Origin of the sequence: Gardnerella leopoldii, from assembly GCF_003293675.1 — a bacterium.
Classification (GTDB): Bacteria; Actinomycetota; Actinomycetes; order Actinomycetales; family Bifidobacteriaceae; genus Bifidobacterium; species Bifidobacterium leopoldii.
Genome location: NZ_CP029984.1, coordinates 1,020,335 through 1,041,004 on the forward strand (window position 1 = coordinate 1,020,335; position 20,670 = coordinate 1,041,004).

The 20,670-nt window shown below is 43.3% G+C and carries 14 protein-coding genes; 2 read left to right on the top strand and 12 right to left on the bottom strand.

The genetic code is table 11. From position 1 onward, the window contains the following. Positions 1 to 269: 269 nt before the first annotated feature. Positions 270 to 692, top strand: coding sequence for a DUF3052 domain-containing protein (locus DOD25_RS04225; RefSeq protein ID WP_004107331.1), 423 nt, complete (start codon positions 270 to 272; stop codon positions 690 to 692). Positions 693 to 1,120: 428 nt separating this feature from the next. Here DOD25_RS04225 and DOD25_RS04230 read toward each other — a convergent pair whose 3' ends face one another. The 12 genes from DOD25_RS04230 to DOD25_RS04285 all read right to left on the bottom strand — a co-directional run bounded on the left by DOD25_RS04230 (position 1,121) and on the right by DOD25_RS04285 (position 19,000). After that, positions 1,121 to 3,049, bottom strand: a complete 1,929-nt coding sequence (locus tag DOD25_RS04230) for a DEAD/DEAH box helicase (RefSeq protein WP_112928787.1) — start codon at positions 3,047 to 3,049, stop codon at positions 1,121 to 1,123. 293 nt (positions 3,050 to 3,342) lie between these two features. Then, positions 3,343 to 5,019 (bottom strand): energy-dependent translational throttle protein EttA, encoded by a 1,677-nt coding sequence (ettA, locus tag DOD25_RS04235; protein WP_004118724.1) that lies wholly within the window; start codon positions 5,017 to 5,019, stop codon positions 3,343 to 3,345. Between the two features lie 153 nt (positions 5,020 to 5,172). Continuing rightward, positions 5,173 to 5,676 (bottom strand): DUF3180 domain-containing protein, encoded by a 504-nt coding sequence (locus DOD25_RS04240; protein WP_032835493.1) that lies wholly within the window; start codon positions 5,674 to 5,676, stop codon positions 5,173 to 5,175. Then, the gene (locus DOD25_RS04245) at positions 5,676 to 6,911 is read right to left on the bottom strand and encodes a hypothetical protein (protein WP_032842550.1); all 1,236 of its coding nucleotides are present in this window, start codon (positions 6,909 to 6,911) and stop codon (positions 5,676 to 5,678) included. Before DOD25_RS04245 ends, DOD25_RS04240 begins: the two co-directional genes overlap by 1 nt. A 274-nt stretch (positions 6,912 to 7,185) precedes the next feature. Continuing rightward, positions 7,186 to 9,495, bottom strand: a complete 2,310-nt coding sequence (ftsH, locus tag DOD25_RS04250) for an ATP-dependent zinc metalloprotease FtsH (RefSeq protein ID WP_101886118.1) — start codon at positions 9,493 to 9,495, stop codon at positions 7,186 to 7,188. Between the two features lie 61 nt (positions 9,496 to 9,556). Then, the gene (gene hpt / locus DOD25_RS04255; protein ID WP_004118717.1) at positions 9,557 to 10,111 is read right to left on the bottom strand and encodes a hypoxanthine phosphoribosyltransferase; all 555 of its coding nucleotides are present in this window, start codon (positions 10,109 to 10,111) and stop codon (positions 9,557 to 9,559) included. Continuing rightward, positions 10,086 to 11,204, bottom strand: a complete 1,119-nt coding sequence (gene tilS / locus DOD25_RS04260; RefSeq protein ID WP_112928788.1) for a tRNA lysidine(34) synthetase TilS — start codon at positions 11,202 to 11,204, stop codon at positions 10,086 to 10,088. Before tilS ends, hpt begins: the two co-directional genes overlap by 26 nt. 46 nt (positions 11,205 to 11,250) lie before the next feature. Next, entirely contained in the window at positions 11,251 to 13,023 is a 1,773-nt protein-coding gene (locus DOD25_RS04265) for a D-alanyl-D-alanine carboxypeptidase (RefSeq protein ID WP_112928789.1), read from the bottom strand. A 74-nt stretch (positions 13,024 to 13,097) separates the two neighbouring features. Further along, the gene (locus DOD25_RS04270) at positions 13,098 to 14,750 is read right to left on the bottom strand and encodes a hypothetical protein (protein ID WP_162720538.1); all 1,653 of its coding nucleotides are present in this window, start codon (positions 14,748 to 14,750) and stop codon (positions 13,098 to 13,100) included. A 14-nt stretch (positions 14,751 to 14,764) separates the two neighbouring features. Then, complete coding sequence (locus tag DOD25_RS04275) at positions 14,765 to 15,679, bottom strand: ABC transporter ATP-binding protein (protein ID WP_101892126.1); 915 nt, start codon at positions 15,677 to 15,679, stop codon at positions 14,765 to 14,767. Between the two features lie 508 nt (positions 15,680 to 16,187). Continuing rightward, positions 16,188 to 17,414, bottom strand: a complete 1,227-nt coding sequence (locus DOD25_RS04280) for a glycosyltransferase family 2 protein (RefSeq protein ID WP_112928790.1) — start codon at positions 17,412 to 17,414, stop codon at positions 16,188 to 16,190. Continuing rightward, entirely contained in the window at positions 17,411 to 19,000 is a 1,590-nt protein-coding gene (locus DOD25_RS04285; RefSeq protein ID WP_004107301.1) for an AI-2E family transporter, read from the bottom strand. The genes DOD25_RS04280 and DOD25_RS04285 overlap by 4 nt, the downstream gene beginning before the upstream one ends. A 190-nt stretch (positions 19,001 to 19,190) precedes the next feature. On the opposite strand from DOD25_RS04285, the gene glnA reads away from it, so the two are divergent. Then, on the top strand, positions 19,191 to 20,627 hold the full coding sequence (glnA, locus tag DOD25_RS04290) for a type I glutamate--ammonia ligase (protein WP_004107300.1): 1,437 nt from the start codon (positions 19,191 to 19,193) through the stop codon (positions 20,625 to 20,627). The last annotated feature ends 43 nt before the right edge of the window (positions 20,628 to 20,670 follow it).

The following is a 20,670-nucleotide window of genomic DNA, read 5'->3' on the forward strand; positions in this document are numbered from 1 at the left end:
CGGTACAGACCTTTCTTAAACACTGTTCCTTCTAGCAAATTTTCTCGTTGCAAACATGGGAACTATTTCTAACGACTCGCTCTACTATAACCCAACTCATGCACAATATCTAGGGCAAGACGCAAAGATAACCACCTATATATAGTGATTTGTGTCATAATCGCGATTTTTGAGGCGTGTCCTGGTGTGTCGTAATTGATAAACAATAAATTACTTAATACACGCCGTCAAATGTGCGCACTTCGTGACGCTTTGATATATTGAATCACGTGGAACAGATAGCTTTTCAGCATGCACAGGAATTCGGATTCCAACCAGGAGACATTGTGCAACAATGGCTCTGGGATGACGATGTTGACGAAACAATTTGCGAAAGCATCGAGAAACTTACCGGCGAAGAGTTGGTAGATGAAGATTACGACGCTGCTGTTGATGGTGTGATTATTTGGTGGCGCGACGGCGACGATGAAGATGAGCTCGCGGACACCATTATGGATGCCACAAATATGCTTGACGATGACGCGCCTATGTGGGTTCTTACTCCAAAACCAGGTCGCGAAGGTTCCCCAAGTTCTAGCACAGTTCAATCTGCAGCAAAAACAGCTGGCATGAACGCAGCCACTCCGTTAACCGTAAGCGCTGACTGGAACGGCGTGCAACTGCGCGCATTTGGTAAAGGTCAATCTAAGTAGTATTTGCTAGTTGACGTAACTAGCTTAACCGACTATTGACTTGCGTAACTGCCTGGTTAACTGCTTATTTGCTTAATTGCTAGCTCGGCTTCTTGTTAAGTCGCTTATCGCTTGCTTATCGCTGGCTAACTTGCTGCTTACTTTTGTAGTATTGCTACTGTTTTTGTCAAAAACACCAAATCAGCCGATACTTTCGACAAAAAACAGGACAATTTTGTAAAAAAACACATAATCATTTGCGAAATCGACAAAACGCACAAGAATAGCGCAAATAAAAGCGCGAGGAGAGAAATATGCAAGCCCCGCGCCACAACAGACAAGAAAACTAAAGCTGAAACAAATACCGGAAAAACACAGCATTTGTTTCTAAAGCTCACGATTGTTATGCAAAGCGAACAAACTTACGACCGTTACGCAATACCGCCAAACTAACGACCGAAGTGATGAACACGACTACCACGCTCGCCACGTTTACCGCGCCAACTGCGTTCGTTGCGTTCACTACGTTCACCGTGCTCATTACGACTGCTGCGACCGTTACGCTCGTCACGCTCACTCTCACGCCCGCGCCCACTGCGTTGCCCACGTCCACGACCGCGACCACGACCCTTACGCTTCTGCTGCTCCGGCTCCGGCATACTCCAGCCTTCTTGAAGCTCAGCAGCTTCACCCACAATCTCATCTAAAACTAGCGAAGCAGGATTCACATCCTCAGCTTTCGCATGAATTCCAGCCTTGCGAAGCATCATATGGGCAGCGCGCTTTTGATTAGGAAGCACAAGCGTTACAACATCGCCTTCTTCACCAGCTCGAGCAGTGCGACCCGAACGATGCAAGAAAGACTTAGGATCCTCAGGAGGCTCAGTTTGCACAACTAATGCAACGTCGCTAATGTCAATACCTCGCGCAGCAACGTCCGTAGCAACCAACACACGTACCAAGCCTTCAGCAAACACAGCCAAATGACGATCTCGCTGATTCTGCGACAAATTACCTTGCAAATCGACTGCAGGAATACCTTGCTGCACAAATTTTTTCGCCATATTCTTCGCTTGATATTTCGTGCGCGTAAAGAATATAGAACGTTTCTTTCCGGAAGCAAGCTTTCGCAAAACTTCGTACTTATCCCCTGCTGACACAGCAAAAATATGATGCGTCATAGTATCAACTTGGCAATCAGCATCATCCACAGCATGGACGACAGCATTTGGAAGGAAACGCTCAACTAATGTAGAAACTTGCCTATCAAGCGTTGCAGAAAACAGCATGCGTTGACCATCTGGCGCAACTTGCTCAAGAAGTCTAGTAACAGCAGGAAGGAATCCCATATCCGCCATTTCGTCTGCTTCGTCGAGCACGCTAACCATTACTTTTTCAAGCGTAAGCGCTCCCTGACGCAGCAAATCTTCCAAACGACCAGGGCAAGCAAGCACAATCTGCGCGCCCTGCTTAAGCTGCGATACTTGGCGTTGGTATCTCACGCCTCCATACACTGTCACAGTGCGCATGCCATAAGCTGCAGCAAGCGGCGCTATTACGTCATCAATTTGATGCACAAGTTCACGAGTTGGAGCAAGAATTATTGCTCTAGGAGCAGGAATATCGCTAGACTCGCGTGACTTACGGTTTTTATCAGAATGAATTAAATCAACAAAATTCTCAGCTAAACGTGCAACAAGTGGAATAGAAAATGCTAATGTTTTACCGCTTCCTGTGCGACCTCGCCCTAGGATATTCGCGCCTTGTAAAGAATCGGGAAGCGTTGCTTGTTGAATTGGGAATGCAGTGGTTTTCCCATCCGCACGCAACACCTCTACTAAAGGCTCTGGAACGCCAAGTTGCGCAAAAGTTACATCGTCACGGTAATTTTCACGAGATTCAATGGCAGAGTCTGGAATAATTGTTGCGTTATGAGAATCTTGCTTTTGCTTTTTCGAAGTAGGGTGCAAAGATATTGCAGAATTTTGTTTTGTATTATGAGATTTTGCACTATTATGCTTAGCAACATTATTTTTATCAATATTATGCTTAGCAAAATCTTGTTCAGCATCCGCAATAGCTACTTCTTCATAACGCAAGGCTTTTTCGCGCGTCTTTTGACGAGCTTTTTCTGCTTTGCGATTGCGCTCCCTGCGTGAATTGAACTCGTGATTAGAACCATAATTTTTATGGCTCCCCTGATACTCAAAAGGATTGCGTTTTTCAGCTGATTTCCTAGTATTTTTGGCGCTTTTAGGCTTTTTTGTTTTATAACTATTTTTATTATTCGTATTGTTTATACTATTCGTATTTTTATCATTCTTGGTATTCTTCGCGCCTCGCTTTTGAGCGAACGCAGCATGATGAGTATGCGGCACAATAGCCTTTCGTAAAATATGTGTGTTCAAAACTTAAATTTCAAAACGTGAACTAATCGAGCCTAGCACACGCCTGGCACAATAACGGCAAATGTTGTCAAAAAGCGCCAAGACGCTCGCACCATAAGTGCTCGCTTCTGAGCTTGCATGGAAAGTCCAGTGGACTTTCCATGCAAGCTCACGCTCCGAGTTGCTTTCGCGCACTACGCTCCAAGCGCGAAAGCAGGTCGTCGCGCAAACGCCGTAAAAATCACCGGCAAATGTTTCTGCCAATAAATGAAAACAAAACTCAACTAGCGAGTGAGCTTACGGTGCAAGCGATGCGGACGAGCAGCTTCCTCACCCAAGCGCGCAATCTTATTTTCTTCGTAAGCTTGGAAGTTACCTTCGAACCAGTACCATTTTGCAGGATTCTCGTCGTCGCCTTCCCAAGCAAGAATATGCGTTGCAACTCTGTCGAGGAACCAACGATCGTGTGAAACCACAACAGCGCAGCCTGGGAAATCAAGTAAAGCGTTTTCCAAGCTTTCCAAAGTCTCAACATCCAAATCGTTAGTAGGCTCATCGAGGAGCAGCAAGTTTCCACCCTGCTTAAGAGTCAAAGCCAAGTTCAAACGGTTACGTTCACCGCCAGAAAGCACTCCCGTAAGTTTCTGCTGATCCGAACCTTTAAATCCAAAGCTTGCAACATATGCGCGAGTAGGAATTTCAACGCCTGCAACCTCAATAAAATCGAGTCCGCCTGAAACAGCTTCCCACAAGTTCTTATTAGGATCCAATCCTGCACGATTCTGATCCACGTAAGAAATCTTCACAGTGTCTCCAACAATCAACTCGCCACCAGAAAGAGGCTCCAAGCCCACAATCGTCTTGAACAGCGTAGATTTACCAACGCCGTTTGGACCAATCACGCCAACAATACCGTTACGAGGCAAAGTAAACGACAAGTCGTCGATTAGCACACGGTCGCCAAAAGCCTTGTGAATATGCTTTGCTTCCAAAACTTGCGAGCCCAAACGTGGACCTGCTGGAATTTGAATTTCAGAGAAATCAAGCTTCTTGGAATTACGTGCCTCTTGCTCCATTTGGTCGTAACGTTCCAAACGAGCCTTGTTCTTAGCCTGACGTGCCTTCGGTGAGCTACGCACCCAATCAAGCTCATTCTTCAAACGCTTAGCAAGCTTAGCATCCTTGGCACCCTGGATTTCCATACGCTTTGCTTTAGTTTCCAAATACGTTGAGTAATTGCCCTTATATGGATAAAGCTGACCACGGTCAACTTCGCAAATCCACTCTGCAACATTATCCATAAAGTAGCGATCGTGCGTAACAGCAATAACAGCACCCTCGTACTTGTGCAAGAACTGTTCAAGCCACAAAATAGATTCCGCATCCAAATGGTTAGTAGGCTCGTCCAAAAGTAGCAAATCTGGAGCTTCAAGAAGAAGCTTACACAATGCCACTCGACGCCTTTCACCACCAGAGCACACAGAAACAGGAGAATCCGGGTCTGGGCATTGCAAAGCGTCCATAGCTTGCTCAAGCTGCGAATCCAAATCCCAACCATTTGCAGCGTCAATTTCAGTCTGAAGCTTACCCATTTCTTCCATTAACGCATCAAAATCAGCGTCTGGATTAGCCATTTCTTCGCCGATTTGGTTAAAACGCGCCACTTTTTGCGCAATCTCACCAAAAGCCATCTTAATGTTTTCGCCAACCGTCTTAGTGTCATCAAGAGGTGGTTCCTGCTGCAAAATACCTACCGTATAGCCAGGAGTCAAAGAAGCTTCACCGTTGGTCACATTTTCCAAACCGGCCATAATTTTCAGCAGCGTCGACTTACCCATGCCGTTCGGACCCACAACACCAATTTTTGCGCCCGGAAGGAAGCTTAAAGTAACATCGTCGAGAATTACACGATCTCCATACGATTTACGCGCCTTAATCATCTGATAGATAAATTCAGCCAAAGTAATATACCATCCTTACAAACGTTGAAATTCCAGCGTTTGTTGCAACTTGCGTCAAAAGCGTTTAATACTTTTACCTACTTAATTCAAGCAAGATGCAACTTACATAAAACTACGCAAACTAATAGCTAGTAAATACGAGCCTAGCAAATACTAGCATGTTGCTGGCGTACGATTTGACTTATTGACAGACTCAGAATCATCTTCAGGCGGAATCTGGCAGAGCCACTCGCCTAAAATGCCAACAACCATATCAATAAAGCACACCAAGCCAGCAATAGAGCATTCACGCACAACAGAGTTATACAGAATTATCTCACTGTGTGGCAAACTCATTAACAATTGCCCAACATACCAGCCAGACAAAATAGCACCTGCCATTCCCAATGCCTTCGACAGCATAAGAGCCGCAACAGCAAATTGAGAACTTACATGCTTCTTATTCTTATCTTTGTTGTTGGCAACACTTTGATGAGTTTGCAATGCCATAACAAAAGTTATTAAGCCAGCAATCACCATAATTGCAACAACAACCCACGGAGCTCCTGCTAACGACATAGCACTAGACTCTGTTGACGACACTAGAAATGCGCCCAGCACAAAGCCAAACAGTAACCCTAGTACCAGATACCACCAAGGTGTGCGATACGCTTTCATTAACAACCATCCCCTATAAGCCATTGCTCTGAGTATACCCCAACAGTTTGAGCATCAAAAGCAAACGCTAATGAGTACGAAACTGAGTTATCGTCCAAAGCAGCATCCGACTCTATCTGCATCCACGGCATAAGTTCAGGCGCCTTAGGGTCAACCGTCACCATTTCCGCTAGTTGTTGTGGCAATTTTTCTGCATCAACAGTTCTTGTGTCAGCAGCAGAAGCACCATATGAACGCGTACCCAGCACTCGCACAGTCACTTTATCTTTATACAAAGTAGCAACAGCGCGAAGCAAGCGAAGCAGCTCATACTCGTCACCACCCGAAGACAGAATAAATACAGCCGCGTAATAATCAGCATCAAGCATATTGGCAACATATAATGCCGATACACCGTCAACGCGAGATTCTCTATCCTGCTCGAGCATTGCAACTATTCTCAGCATAGCAGAACGCGTGTCTTGTTTCGCGACACCCTTCATAGAAATCACTGCAGTTGTTTGTAACGGAGTTGGACATATGCGGAACAAAGGAGACTTAGTTTCTCTTTTAACAAGCTCATTGCCATAATTGACACTTTTAGATTCATCGCCACAAGAGCACTGTGAATCTCCATTATTTTCATAATCATCTGCGAAAGAATTTGCAATATCAACAGCAGCTTTAGCAGCTGCAACAGCGTCTTCATCTTCTTTGCGTTGCTTTTCTTTTCTATCTTCCTCAATAAGAGAACGGTAGTAATCTGCTATTTCGCCTTCCTCAAGATCGTCAACCGATACGCTTCCACTGCGAACAGCAACATGCGCAAGAGACTCAGGAACTACACGCCGTTCCGAATAATTTAACTCTTCTCTAGAAACGCTATTCAAAGTAACACAAACATCGTCAACAGTGCTTTTCATGCCGTAATATTCGCTTCTTAAAGCAGCATGAACAGTAATATCAGCCTCACTAATTTGCCAAGTGTGCATAGCAGAATTTAAAACAGATTTAGCAATAAGTTCTAAAGCTATAGCAGGATGCTCCTCAATCTCGCTATCTTTTTCGCAACGTTTAAGCATAAAAGCAAGACGCTCAGCAATTTGAGGAATATCTATTGCGTTAGTCTCATCTCCGTCTAATGCATTACTCAAATTAACTTTTAAAACAGCATCTATGTAAATAGAAGAATATAATCCAATGACTATTGAGTCACCGCTTGGGCGAATACCCTTCAAACTTATGGTCGTATTCATAATTTCATCTTCTACTCTCTAATAAAAACAATTTAAAATTTCAATTATTCGTTTATTTATCTTTTATTACTCTTACCTATAATACGCAAAACTAATATTTTGATATATTGTACTCGATATAAATCAACATGCGTAATTTTTTGCATATAGCACTAATTTTTATTATTAAATTCTTAGAAAAATAAAAATAAACGCTGACAGCAATAAATTATATTGTTATCAGCGTTTATTAATAACTTTATTTTATCTGCTTTTTAGCACTGCATTTACACTATTAAGCACCAAATTGAGTACCGTCATTTTGATTAGTAGGCGGATTAACAGGTGGTTTAACAGTTCCAATAACAGTTCGAGGAGCAGGTGCAGGAGTTTGAATAGACGTATCAACAGGCATCTGATCAGACTGCTGGTTTTGTGAAGTTGCATTATTGGAAGATTCAGAAAGTTCAGAAGCTTCAGTCTGCTCATTCTTACCTTCAACGTTGCGCTTCAAACTTTCTGGAATTTCAACAGGGGGAAGATCAGAATCTGGTCTTCTATCGTCCGAAAGCCAAAGAGTACGCTCAGGAGCCTTACGAATCTTACTGAAGATTTCCTTAAGTTCCTTCTCGTTAAGAGTTTCCTTAGCGAGCAACTGACGAACCAGCTCATCCAATACGTCACGATTATTGTTAATAATCTCCCACGCTTCAGTATGAGCAGTTTCGATAAGCTTATGAACTTCTTCATCGATTACTTCAGCAGTACGATTCGAGAACTTGCGAGGTTGCAAAGAATCGAGTGAACCAGAAGAATCTTCGTCAGTATCCATCCACTTAACAGCTCCAAGCTTTGCTGAGAAACCATATTCAACAACCATCTTACGAGCAATGGCAGTAGCTTTCTCAATGTCGTTAGAAGCACCAGTTGTTGGATCGTGGAACACAACTTCCTCGGCTGTGCGTCCACCCATAGCATATGCCATTTGATCCAGCAATTCGTTGCGAGACTGCGAGTAACGGTCGCTTGTTGGCATCACAGCAGTGTATCCAAGTGCGTGACCTCGCGGCAAAATCGTTACTTTAGTAACAGGATCCGTGTGGTGCAGCGCAGCAGCAACAAGAGCATGACCGCCCTCATGGTAAGCAGTGTTACGCAATTCATCCAAAGCCATGCCCTTAGACTTACGTCGAGGTCCTGCTTGAACACGATCAATTGCCTCATCAATAGCGCGATTATCGATATATTGAGCACCAGATCGAGCGCAAAGCAACGCAGCTTCGTTAAGCACGTTAGCTAAGTCTGCACCAGTAAAACCAGGAGTGCGCACAGCAACCATATGAAGATCAACATCCGGCACAAAAGGCTTACCCTTAGCGTGAACCTTCAAAATTGCCTCGCGACCTTCCAAATCAGGAGCCTCAACAGCCACCTGACGGTCAAAACGACCAGGACGAAGAAGTGCGGAATCAAGCACATCTGGACGGTTTGTTGCAGCAATAATAATCAAATTAGTATCGTTGTCGAAACCATCCATCTCAACAAGCAACTGATTAAGTGTCTGCTCGCGCTCATCATGACCGCCAGTCATGCCACTTCCGCGGCGACGACCAACAGCATCAATCTCATCGATAAAGATGATTGCAGGAGCATTCTTCTTAGCTTCGTCAAAAAGTTCACGAACGCGAGACGCGCCCAAGCCTACGAACATTTCCACGAAGTCAGAGCCAGCCATTGCATAGAACGGCACACCAGCTTCGCCTGCAATAGCACGAGCCAACAAAGTCTTACCAGTTCCTGGAGGACCATAAAGCAGCACACCGCGCGGAATACGAGCACCCAAAGCCTTGTAGCGCGAAGGATCCTTCAAGAAGTCTTTAATCTCTTCAACTTCTTCAACAGCAGCTTGTTCGCCAGCAACGTCAGCAAACTTAGTTTTAGGAGTCTGACCTTCAAGCAGCTTGCCACGGCCACGTCCGCCGCCCATGCCAAGCATACTTCCGCCGGCACCGCCTATTCTGCTAAACATGAACCAAATCATGCCAAGGAAGAACAATATTGGAACAAGCGAAGTAATCAAATACGAAATAATGCTAGATGACTGTAAGCTAGCAGTCCAGCCGTTAGAAGGCTTCGCCTTTTCGACTTCTTGTACAATTGACCTACCTTGTGCATACGCGTAGTAGAATTGCACATCCTTGCCAAAGTCACGATTTTGCTTACTTCGTTTATCGAACTTCTTAAACGGACTATCAAGCGTAAGCTTAACTAACTGTTTATTGTCAATAATTTCCACATAACTTGCTTTATGAGATCGCACTAACTCAATACCATCCTGAGTATCGATAGTTTGCGATCCGTTATGAACAAACATTTGGAATCCGACAACTGAAAGCAACACAAGAAGCACAATCCACGTCCATGGCGATTGCCAGAAGGAACGACGATTGTTATGGTTGTTCTCGTTATTTTTATTATTCTTGCCCTGCTGACCGTTGTTTCGCTGATTCCTAGGGTTGCGTGGATTTAAAAACGGATTATTTCCGTTATTTCCACGCCCAGGACCGCCCATTGGGCCTTGCGGTGTCATAGGAGAAGCGCCCATGTAATAAGGCTCCTTTCAAACTCCTCAATTTATATAAAAATTCTGAATAGAATTTATAAAATCAAGCACCATACACTGATGGCTTTAATACCGCAATACTATTGAGGTTGCGGTAGCGTTCGTCGTAGTCCATTCCGAAACCAACGACAAATGCATCAGGAATTTCAAAGCCCGAGTAGTCGATTTGTACGTCTACTTCGCGACGTGCAGGCTTACTGAGCAATGCAAAAACTTTTACACTCGCAGCACCACGACCTTTTAGCTCATCTACAAGCCAAGCTAGCGTGCGACCGGAATCAACAATGTCTTCTACAATAAGCACATCTCGACCACGCACATCAGTACTTAAATCTTCGCGAACAGTGATTTGTCCGCTAGTTTGAGTGCCACTGCCGTAACTAGACAAGCTCATAAAGTCCATTGCTGCATTAACGCTTAACTCTTGCGAAAATACAGCAAGAGTATTTACAGCACCTTTTAGAACTGCAACAAGCAAAACATTACGGTTTTTGTAATCTTCACTTACTTGTTTAGCAACTTCACGAATACGCTTCATAAGGTCTTCGTGACTAATTAATTCATAGTCGATGTCATCTCGTATATCTGCAATTTGCATGTTCACTATCTTTGCATAAGCGAATGACGATATTGCGCGAGAGTCGAGTTGCTTCATAATAATTTGGCAATGAAAAAGGCTTCTGACCATGCCATTTTGTACATAGTTCGTCCACTGCAGATATGTGACTTGACGAGAAACGCAGACCAAGCTCACTTAACGCACGCACTATAATTCGTCTGCGAATTGATGGATGATATTGCGCTAATTTATCAGCTTTTAACCTAACAGTTTTCGCATTTTTATCAAATTCCATCACTTGTGAACTAGCTTCGTCAACTTGAGAATTAATATAGTCAAGATCGTCTCTAGCTATTTCAGCTCCGCGAGAAAGCAAAGTAACCATATTCGCATTAAAAAATCGCGAAATATAAGGCATTAACGTGTGTCTAACTCGAGATCTCAATGGATAATTTTCTGAAAGTTCCTCATTTTGCGAAATATCGTCACCATTTGTAGGATCATCCCACCATGAAATACCTAAATCCTCGCAAATACCAGTAGTATCTTCTCTAGTAAGCTTAATAAGAGGCCTTGCAAAAAGCACGTTTTGACGCAATGTCACTGCTTTCATGCCAGCAACTGCTTCTAAACCTGCAGAATCTTTTAACCCCATCATTACAGTTTCTGCTTGATCATTTGCAGTGTGAGCTAGAAGCACGGCTGCAGCTTGCTGCTTTTTAGCAACCTCAATAATTGCTTGATACCTAGCCTTTCTAGCAGCAGACTCTTCGCCTTCTCCTAAATCTTCAACGTTCACAGATTGAATATACACGTACTTTTCATCTATTCCAGATTGCAAACAATGCTTAGCCGCAATATTAGCAATTTCAGTTGAGTGCGGCTGCAAATGGTGATCTACTATTACGACACCGCAACGAATACCTCTACTTGCGCACACAATCACGCTCAATGCTGTAAGTGCAAGAGAATCTCTACCTCCAGAGCACGCAATAAGAACCAGAGGAGCATCAGCATCTGTCGCGTGGTTGCCATGTTCGGAAAAACGCGCGTCTTGAGCACACAACGAAAGTTCGTCAAAACAATGCTTGATTGCGCCAATTCCTGCGCGTATACGAGAAGAATACACCATAGCTTCTAGTGTAACGCGCCAATAACGCTAAATTGCAACTCATAAATCATAGTTTTGGCAATTCCGCCATAAACTTATTAATCGCTACGAATGCCCCCCAAATATCAGCTGGCTGGTTCGCAACAACAGCGAAAGTTAGCACTCCACCACTTTTCCTAGACACATTACCAACCATAGAAGTAACTTCACTTAAAGAACCAGTCTTTACGCGAAGCATGCCGGCAGAAGATTCATCCGCTAAACGCTTTCTTGCTGTTCCAACTAAACCAGGAAGAGACAATCCTTCAGCAGCTGCAGCACCTCCAGAATCGGCTTTAATATTAAGCACTTGTACTTGAGCTAGCGTTGTTGCGCGCAACCTTGATTTTGGAGACAAGCCTGAGCAATCAGACATGTGCAAACCACGTATATCGATATTGAGCTTGCGTAATCCCTCTTTTACTGCCTGAACTGCACCCTCCGGAGAGTTGGATTTGTGAGTTGCAAGCGCAGTCAGACGACCAAACTCTTCCGCCAATGTATTGTCTGAAATACGAAGAGTATATGCCATTATTTCGTTTAAAGGTGCAGAAGAAACTTGTGCAATTAAACGCGAATTAGACGATATTAACGATTTAGTTTCGCTTACCGGTATTACAAGATTTTCAGATTGTGCAGATTTATTTTCATTTTCAGAATCTTTATTGTTTTCAGAAGAATCATCTGCAGACGAGTCTGAACCGGAATTTTTTTCGTCAGAAGCGGTTTTATTAGAATAATTACTTATAACTATTCCTTGTTTGCTTAATAATTTAGCAAAAACACGGCCGACACTGAAAGCAGGATGAGGATCAGAAAGCGGAAAATCTGTCATAGCATCAGCGTCAACACCTTGCACTGAAAGGTCACGCTGACGAGCATCATCTATAGCCAAAGATGACGTTTGAGCATAAAAGCGGCGTTCAACATCTGTTTCATAAATCAAATCAGGAGCACGTTTTGCGCCAAACAATGAGTCATCAACAGCTAAAGAAACTGTGTGAATATTTTCAAGTTTCAAAGCGTTGGCTGTTCTTCTCGCTAATGTCGTTAAGCCTGCTCTGCCATTGACATGGTTCCAATCGTTTTCTCCAACGCCAAGAAGCATGTCACCATTGCCGCGAAGCACAAGCTTTCTAGCATTCGCACTAGAAGCTCGCTCTGACTCACCGCCTGTTTTAGGCAACAAAAATACTTGAGTATCAAGAGTTGAACCCATGTCAAGAGTGCGAGAAGCCACGCTAGCAGTTAAAGTTTTAAGCGTTGACGCTGGCTCTCTTAAAGCATTTGGCTCATGTGAAGCAACTACTCGTCCATTAGCATCCATAATTACCGCTGAAGTGCTGCTACTCATAGAAGCATCGGAAACCAACTCGTCAATAAGTTTTTGAGCTTGCGAATGATTTATTTCTTGACCATAAGTCACGCCTTTAGCTAGTGAATTAACTCGCAAAAGTGATTTAGGAGAAGAAACAGTTACAGCATAATGTTGGCTTCGCAACGTCAAAGGACCAGGAAGAATATCGTATACGTCAAGCAAAAAATAAGTAAAAATAATTGCTGCACTAACTATAACTGCTATAAATGCAATAAGTAATCGCCAACGAGAAGGATATTGGCTTCTTAAAACCATAGCAGCGTATTTACTATTCTTCTGTGCGCTACTTGGTTTAATCTCACTGCTTGATTTAGGTTCACTACTTGGTTTAGGCTCGATACTTTTATTGGGTTCGCCGCTTTGCGTTGGCGTGCTCGCATTAGAAATATTTAAGGCATCGTTTGAGCCTTTACTACTTTCCATGCGAGCACACCTTTAAATCGATTGCAAATACCGCGCTTAACTATACATTGCGCTTGCAACAAAGCGTGCATAAGTTACGCAGTAATCGACGCAAATCTGCGCAAGTTTTCTACAATGCGAATCATGCGCTTATCCATCACTTTGCCGCCAAGAATTACGCCAACAACCAACACAACAAATCCGTTTACTACGAACAGAATGCATGCAATCCACAAAAGATTCGTGTTAATAGCCAAAAACGTCATAGCTGCAGCAATAGACGGAATCATGCATACTGCAGAAAGAAGCGAAAAACCTATTGGAGCAAAAGATCTAGCGCCTGCAGAACCTTGCGGCCTAGAAAATGGCTTTTCGATTGACGCTACAGGGTACATTGCTATGCACGAAGAAATTAAGCCAATGCCTATGGTCGCAAAAGCTACTCCAATTGGAGAAAGAGTTTGGAACATAACTGCATTCATATTTTGCTTAACATTTGCTACAAAGAAAAGGAAAGCGTAAACCCCTATTCCAAGAATTGCAAAGTACACAGCGCAAATCACGGACCAAACTATTGCGTGCGCTAAACGATCGTGCAAACCTTTTACTCCAATAATCGCGTGCATAGTAAAAGCTGTGCCATCGTATGCAATATTGTTTCCAACAACCATGCCCATAAGCAAAGCAGCATACATAAGCCAGCTAGAAACGCCTATATCCTGTGCTATAGAACCAAATCCTTTAGCATTAAAACTAGTTCCTCCTGCAACTATCAGAATAAAAAGCGGCGTAAGAAGCAAAAATAGTTGACGCATATCTCTTCTCATAACGCTAATAATTCGCGCAATAATCGCACCGACTGTGTTGCCTGGAACTGCTGCAAAGAAGCCGATTCCCTTAGTTTTAACAACTGTTTTTTGCTCACCGCGAAGTAGCTTAGGCTCTAATTTTGCGCAAAATACAGAGATTGCAAAGCAAGCAGCAATCGTTAGTACGCAAATAAAGAAGCGAATAACAAGCGCAAGCCAATTGCCATTAATGGCGTCAAGAGGCAAAGCCATAGCAGCACTTAATGGAGTAAAAGCGGACGCAGAGCAAAAACCTAAGCCAAACACAATTCCTCTTGGACTTTTGTTACCAATATTCATAGTGGAAACAAAAATCATATACGCTACAAAAATAGCAAAGTAAAAAATGTTTCTTGAACGCTTGTTTATTAAAATAGTATCCAAAAGCTCAATAAGCATTTTGCTTAAAGACACGATTGTTGCAACGTAAAGCGGAGCTGCAATTACGCTTACTAAAACCGGCACAATCCCAAAGTTTCTGTACGCTAAAGACCACAAAGCAAGCGCGATTGTGCAGCTTATTGAAAGCGCTCCAAAAAGGGAGCCAAGAAGCATACCAGCTTGCTGCTTTACGTAGGGAATGCCGTAAAGCGCAAAACTACGCGACTTTAGTGTTGTGTCACTGCCGAACATAAATAGGTTTATAAACAGCGTAAAAATTGACACAATCGACGCAACCATTATTGGAGCAAACTGAAATTCCTGCCAATTTTTAGTATCTGCAAGCATTCCTGGATTAAGATACTTTCCTGCTTGCCAGCCCGCAAAACCAAGAGCGCATATAATCGCAAGTCCAAAAACAATGACTATACCAAAGCCGATTTTTTGCCAAATCGACTTTCGCATAACGGAAAAAGTAAGCGCCCAGCGAAGGCGAACCATGGTAAAAATCATAGACATTATGGCCATCCTTATTAGGCGTTGAGATTAGCAGACTCGGTAGAAGCGACAGCAGCGTTATCAGACTTGCCGCCGTTAAGCCAGTCGATTCGCGCAGCTGCGTGACGTCCACCAACAAGCTCCATAAAGCGATCTTCAAGATCTTTGCCCTGAGCCACTTCTGCAAGAGTGCCAGAAGCTGCAACATGACCTTCGTTAATAATCGCCACGTGCGAGCACATTTTTTCAACCAATTCCATAACGTGCGAAGAAATAATAACCGTACCGCCAGTAGAAACATACTCGGCGAGAATATCCTTCAAATTTGCGCTAGAAACAGGGTCCACTGCCTCAAAAGGCTCATCGAGCACAAGTACGCGAGGGCTATGGATCATAGCTGTTGCAAGGCAAATCTTCTTAGTCATACCAGTTGAATAGTCAGAAACCATGGTGTTTGCAGCTTCTGTTAAGTCGAAAGCAGAAAGCAAGTCGTTCGCGCGCTTTACGGATTCCGCGCGACTCATATCGCGAAGCATGCCAGCGTAAGTTAAAAGCTGCAAACCAGTAATTGTCTTAAAAATCTCATCTGCTTGAGGCATTAAACCGATTGCGCGCTTAGCACTATTTACATCGCTCCAAACGTCATTGCCAAAGATCGAAGCTGAGCCAGCATCCGGCATAAGCAAGCCCGTAAGCATTTTAATCGTAGTGGTTTTGCCGGCACCGTTCGGACCTACCAATCCGTAGAAAGAGCCTGCTGGAATGCTCAACGAAAGATTATCTACAGCAACTTTCTTGCCAAAAGTCTTAACAAATCCGCGAATAGAAACCGCTGGAACATCTGCATTGCTATCGCTAGCATCACTCGAATAAGTGTTTGCGCCAAAAACCGGAACGCTGCTAGCAAAAGCATTTCCGGACGGATATTCAGACGGAATAGAATCTACCATAAGAACCTCGCAGTATACAGATAAACGCACGCATCGCGCCACAATGCTACGCAAGCAAGCGTTTACATAGAGGTTTCTATTATCTCATACTCGCAATCTTTGCGCAATCACAACGCCATCAGCCGCCGCACTCACCACCCCAAATCCTCCTACCATCACACCAGATCACTGTTCCGTACGCTACCTTCACTGTACTAATATTCGTGTGGTAGAGATTTGAGATTTTTCGCACTGAGCGCGGCGAACGTCAGAGCCGTAGGCTGCTGATTCGTCAAGCGAAGAAGAAAAATCGAAAAATCTCTGCGATAAGATGAGGTTATTAATGGTTAGCACGCAGAGTTTGGGGGATTTCTCTACGAGCGCTAAAAGAGGACTGATGGAGCAACATTCTTTAAAGAAAGGCGAACACAATAAACGCCTTTAACAGTCAAAGCGACTGAAGGACGGGACGCGCGAGGAGAAAAATCCCCCAAAACTCGCTCCACACTATAGAATTTCATTCTTTCACTCAGCGACCGGTATGCTGAATCGGCTTCCACTCGCTCTTTGAGAAAATAGCTTGGAACGCAATAGGCACGTACGAAAGCATAAAAATCGGGAAGCTAAGAGCGTACGCAAACAGCTCCTTATTCGTGGCCCCAAGCTTATCGTGTTCAACCAAAATAGTGAGTGACACAAATATCATCATGCCTAAAACGCTTGTAACAGTAGTGGTAATGAAGTTAATCATTGAAGAAATTTGACTCATCCATGTTACGAATCCAAATGCAGCAAAAATAAACCCAAGTATTATTCTTGCAACAGCCAAAACCATAAACGGGAAAAGCATAAGCGTAAAATCAACCGACGAAAAATCTCTTTCGCGAATACCATGTCGAATAAGAGCTGCTCCATAGTAACGAAATACTTGCAAGAATCCCTTGCTCCAACGAAGACGCTGCCTCCAGCTCTGCCTAAACGACACAGGCTGTTCGTCATACAATACTGCAGAACCGCAATATCCAACTTTGTCTCCATGAAGAATAGCGTCCATAGTAAATTCAAGATCCTCAGTAAGAAGATGGAATTTCCATCCGCTATTTCTGTGCATAATCTCACGCGAGAACATGAATCCAGTTCCACCAGCATGGCAACTCGAACCGAATAGCATTCGAGAGTTGTTAGTAAATCGCGATTCTCGAATAAACCAAAGTGCAGAGCCGGAAGAAACCCAATTATCTGAAAGATTCACGGAATTACGGTAGCTAGTTAAAATTTGATATCCTGCGTGGAAACCTTTATTCATTTCCTCAAAATAATGCGGATCAAGTTTATTGTCTGCATCGAAAACAAAGTACGCGTCATAAACTTTATCCGCACCAATTTTCATAATATGATCGAGAAGATAGCTGAGCGCATAACCTTTACCAACATGCTCTTTATCAAAACGTTCAATTACGTTGCATCCGCAATTGCGACCAACTTGCGCAGTAGAATCAGTGCAATTATCTGCAACAAGCCAAATATCAATAAAATCTTGTCTATATGTTTGAGTTTGAATGCAATGAATAAGATTACCTATAACAGCTTCCTCATTGCGCGCAGAAATAAGCACAGCATAATGCTTATCCATTGGCGCTTCAGGAAAAACAATAGGCTTAGCGAATAAAGATGCAACGGCACAAACACCTTGATACACAACACCGCTTATGCCAATAAGTATTACTAGTACATCAAATATTGATAGAAGAATCATCGCTTCCATCCGCTCCGTGGATTATTTTTTACGTTACTTTTACTATTTTTTGTATTTTTTGTATTGTTTACTATTTTAGACTCGCCTACTTGCAATTTTGCTTTAGGAGAATCCTTATTTTCAGAATCTACTTTACGCTTTGCAATATCTTTATTTACGGCATCTAATATTTCGCGCGAAATTGGCATTGTTGCCAATACGTCAGTTTGATCAGAATCGTTAGAGGAAACTTTGCTACTATTCGCATCGTCAGAATCTGACACATAAGCTTGCTTATACCAATATAAAATATCCTCGTTTAGAGAAATGCGAGAGCTTGTGCCTTTCATTACACGATGAACACTTTCACTCATTGGATTCATGAACTTACGGCCAATCGCCTCAACGCAACGAACAATAATAGAAGTGTGATCAGGGTGAGGATCGTTCATAAGCGGAGAAGAAACTAAACTATATTGCTTCGTGCATACTCTAAAAATTGCTTGCAAACTTGCAGTCACAGGCAAAGCCAAAAATGCTCCAAGAGCACCAAATACAGCGCCCATTACAAGAACTGAAATAAAAGCTACTGCAGGATTCAGATCCATAGTCTTTTCGGAAATCTTCGGCGAAATAACCATGTTCTCAATTTGCTGATAAATCGTAATAAAAATTAATGTTGCAACAGCCGCACCAAAACCATTGGAACCCCACGCAACCAAGATAGGCAAAGCTCCACCCAAATAGCCACCAATTGTAGGCACAAACTGCGAAACAATTCCGCAGAATAAGGATAGCGGAAGCCAATACGGTATATTCATCACAATAAGGAAAATTGCGGTACCCACTGCGTTAATCGCTGCCAAAATAATTCGCGAAAATAAGAAGCTCGAAATCTGCTCTTGAACAACTGACCAAATAAATAGGAAACGACGCTGAGCTTGCGGATTCATCCAACGGCACATGCTACGACGCATAGCCGGACCTGCTGCAGAAATGTAATACGTAACCATAATAATGGTAAGCAAATCAAGCAGAACAGTCATCAATCCCCATGTTGTGTTAAGTGCTTGGCCAGCAAAATCAACAACCCAAGATGTTTGCACATGCTTCAAAATTTCCATGCCAAGCTGCTCAATATTAGGCATTTTAAAACCGGTATAATGAAGCACAAAATTTGCAAATTGATTGTATAAATCAGGCAAGCCCATAACCATTGAAACAACCTGCTGAGCAAATAAATTACCAAACAAAGCAAGTAGCAAGCTAATTACAACAAGCAAGCCCGTTAGCGTAAAGCCAGAAGCAACTCCTCGCCTCCAACCATGCTTAATTAACCGAACAACAAGCGGTTCCATTGCGAGCGCAATAAAAATAGAAATCACAACATCGAAAACAATGAATGAAATGCTATTCCAAGCGAACCATAGGAAGATGGACACAAAAGTAACAATTGCAACGTAAATAAGTGCACGCCCTAGCCAATCTGGCGGCCTTCTATCATCGCCTTTGGCTGGGAAAAGTGAAGCTAAATCTAGCTTATTTTCACTTTCTTTAATATGCTCATGCATCTTATGTTCATGCATTTCTTGCTCTTGGTAATTCATAGGTACTATTGTAACTGCGCGAACTGATGAATGCGAATTAGCGGCATGTAGTATTAATTATTCGCATCTACGCAACTACACGTAACATTATGTAACACAAACGTAACGAGATATTCGAGTCGCTGAAATCCAAAATGGCATTCATAGTCATAAACTCATTACTGGGTTTTTTAAGAAAGGAATGGTGGCCATGACCACTTTGCAAACTAAAGAAGATGCCGCAGCCCTCATTGAAAAGGAAGGCATTGAATACGTATCCGTACGATTTACTGATTTAATTGGCGTTCAGCAGCACTTTACTGTTCCTGCTGACGAGTTCTTGCACAGTGCTTTCACTGATGGAATGGCGTTCGATGGTTCTTCAATGCAAGGCTTCCAGGCTATTAACGAATCAGATATGAAGCTTATTCCAGATGTTGACACTGCTTATATTGACCCATTCCGTAAGCATAAGACTCTGAATGTTGCTTTCTCTATTGTTGACCCTGTAACAGATGAGCCATATTCTAGGGATCCTCGTCAGGTCGCTATTAAAGCAGAGTCCTATTTGAAGTCAACTGGCATTGCTGACACTGCAAGCTTTGCCCCTGAAGCTGAGTTCTTCATCTTTGATAAGGTGCGTTTTGCTAACGACATGCAACGCTCCTTCTATGAGGTTGATTCTAACGAAGCTCCTTGGAATTCTGGCATCGACACTGAGGATGACGGCAGCAACAATATTGGTTTCAAGAATCGCGTAAAGCACGGCTACTTCCCTGTGCCACCAGTAGATCACAATCAGGATTTGCGCGATGACATGGTTTGCAATTTGCAAAAGGTCGGCTTGATTCTTGAGCGTTCTCACCACGAAGTCGGCGGCGCAGGTCAGCAGGAAATCAACTACCGTTACAATACGCTTGTTCATGCTGGCGATGATTTGATGAAGTACAAGTATGTGGTTCATGAAACTGCTGCTTTAGCTGGTAAGGCTGCAACATTTATGCCAAAGCCAATTGCTGGAGATAACGGCACCGGCATGCACTGCCATCAGTCGCTTTGGAAGGATGGCAAGCCATTGTTCTATGCGGAAACTGGCTACGCTCAACTTTCTGATATTGCACGTTGGTACATTGGCGGCTTGATTAAGCACGCTTCTTCTGTGCTTGCATTTACGAATCCTTCGCTTAACTCTTACCATCGCTTGGTTCCAGGATACGAAGCTCCAGTCAACTTGGTTTACTCTGCTCGTAACCGTTCTGCAGCTATTCGTATTCCTCTTGCTGGTACGGAACCTGCTGCTAAGCGAATTGAGTTCCGTGCACCGGATCCTTCATGCAACCCATTCTTAGCATTCTCCGCTCAGCTTATGGCAGGTTTGGATGGTGTTGTTAACCATATTGAGCCTCCTGCCCCTGTTGATAAAGATTTGTACGAGCTTCCTCCAGAGGAGCATGACGGCATTAAGCAAGTTCCTTCTTCACTTGGTGAGGCTTTGCAAGCTTTGGAAGAGGATCACGACTTCCTTATGCAAGGCGACGTATTTACTAGCGACTTGATTGAAACTTGGCTGAATTTGAAGCATGAGGAAATGGATATGGCGCGCTTGGCTCCAACTCCACTCGAGTATGAGCTTTACTTCCACATCTGATTTGTAGTTAAGTTCTTCTAGCCAATAAGCCGACTCTACGATT

What these genes read in the sequence shown, in the direction of transcription:
- tilS (WP_112928788.1), bottom strand. Translation starts at nt 11,204, where the DNA reads ATGGTGTATTCTTCTCGTATACGCGCAGGAATTGGCGCAATCAAGCAT.
- glnA (WP_004107300.1), top strand. Translation starts at nt 19,191, where the DNA reads ATGACCACTTTGCAAACTAAAGAAGATGCCGCAGCCCTCATTGAAAAG.
- DOD25_RS04275 (WP_101892126.1), bottom strand. Translation starts at nt 15,679, where the DNA reads ATGGTAGATTCTATTCCGTCTGAATATCCGTCCGGAAATGCTTTTGCT.
- ftsH (WP_101886118.1), bottom strand. Translation starts at nt 9,495, where the DNA reads ATGGGCGCTTCTCCTATGACACCGCAAGGCCCAATGGGCGGTCCTGGG.
- DOD25_RS04240 (WP_032835493.1), bottom strand. Translation starts at nt 5,676, where the DNA reads ATGAAAGCGTATCGCACACCTTGGTGGTATCTGGTACTAGGGTTACTG.
- DOD25_RS04270 (WP_162720538.1), bottom strand. Translation starts at nt 14,750, where the DNA reads ATGTCTATGATTTTTACCATGGTTCGCCTTCGCTGGGCGCTTACTTTT.
- DOD25_RS04265 (WP_112928789.1), bottom strand. Translation starts at nt 13,023, where the DNA reads ATGGAAAGTAGTAAAGGCTCAAACGATGCCTTAAATATTTCTAATGCG.
- DOD25_RS04285 (WP_004107301.1), bottom strand. Translation starts at nt 19,000, where the DNA reads ATGAATTACCAAGAGCAAGAAATGCATGAACATAAGATGCATGAGCAT.
- DOD25_RS04280 (WP_112928790.1), bottom strand. Translation starts at nt 17,414, where the DNA reads ATGATTCTTCTATCAATATTTGATGTACTAGTAATACTTATTGGCATA.
- DOD25_RS04245 (WP_032842550.1), bottom strand. Translation starts at nt 6,911, where the DNA reads ATGAATACGACCATAAGTTTGAAGGGTATTCGCCCAAGCGGTGACTCA.
- hpt (WP_004118717.1), bottom strand. Translation starts at nt 10,111, where the DNA reads ATGCAAATTGCAGATATACGAGATGACATCGACTATGAATTAATTAGT.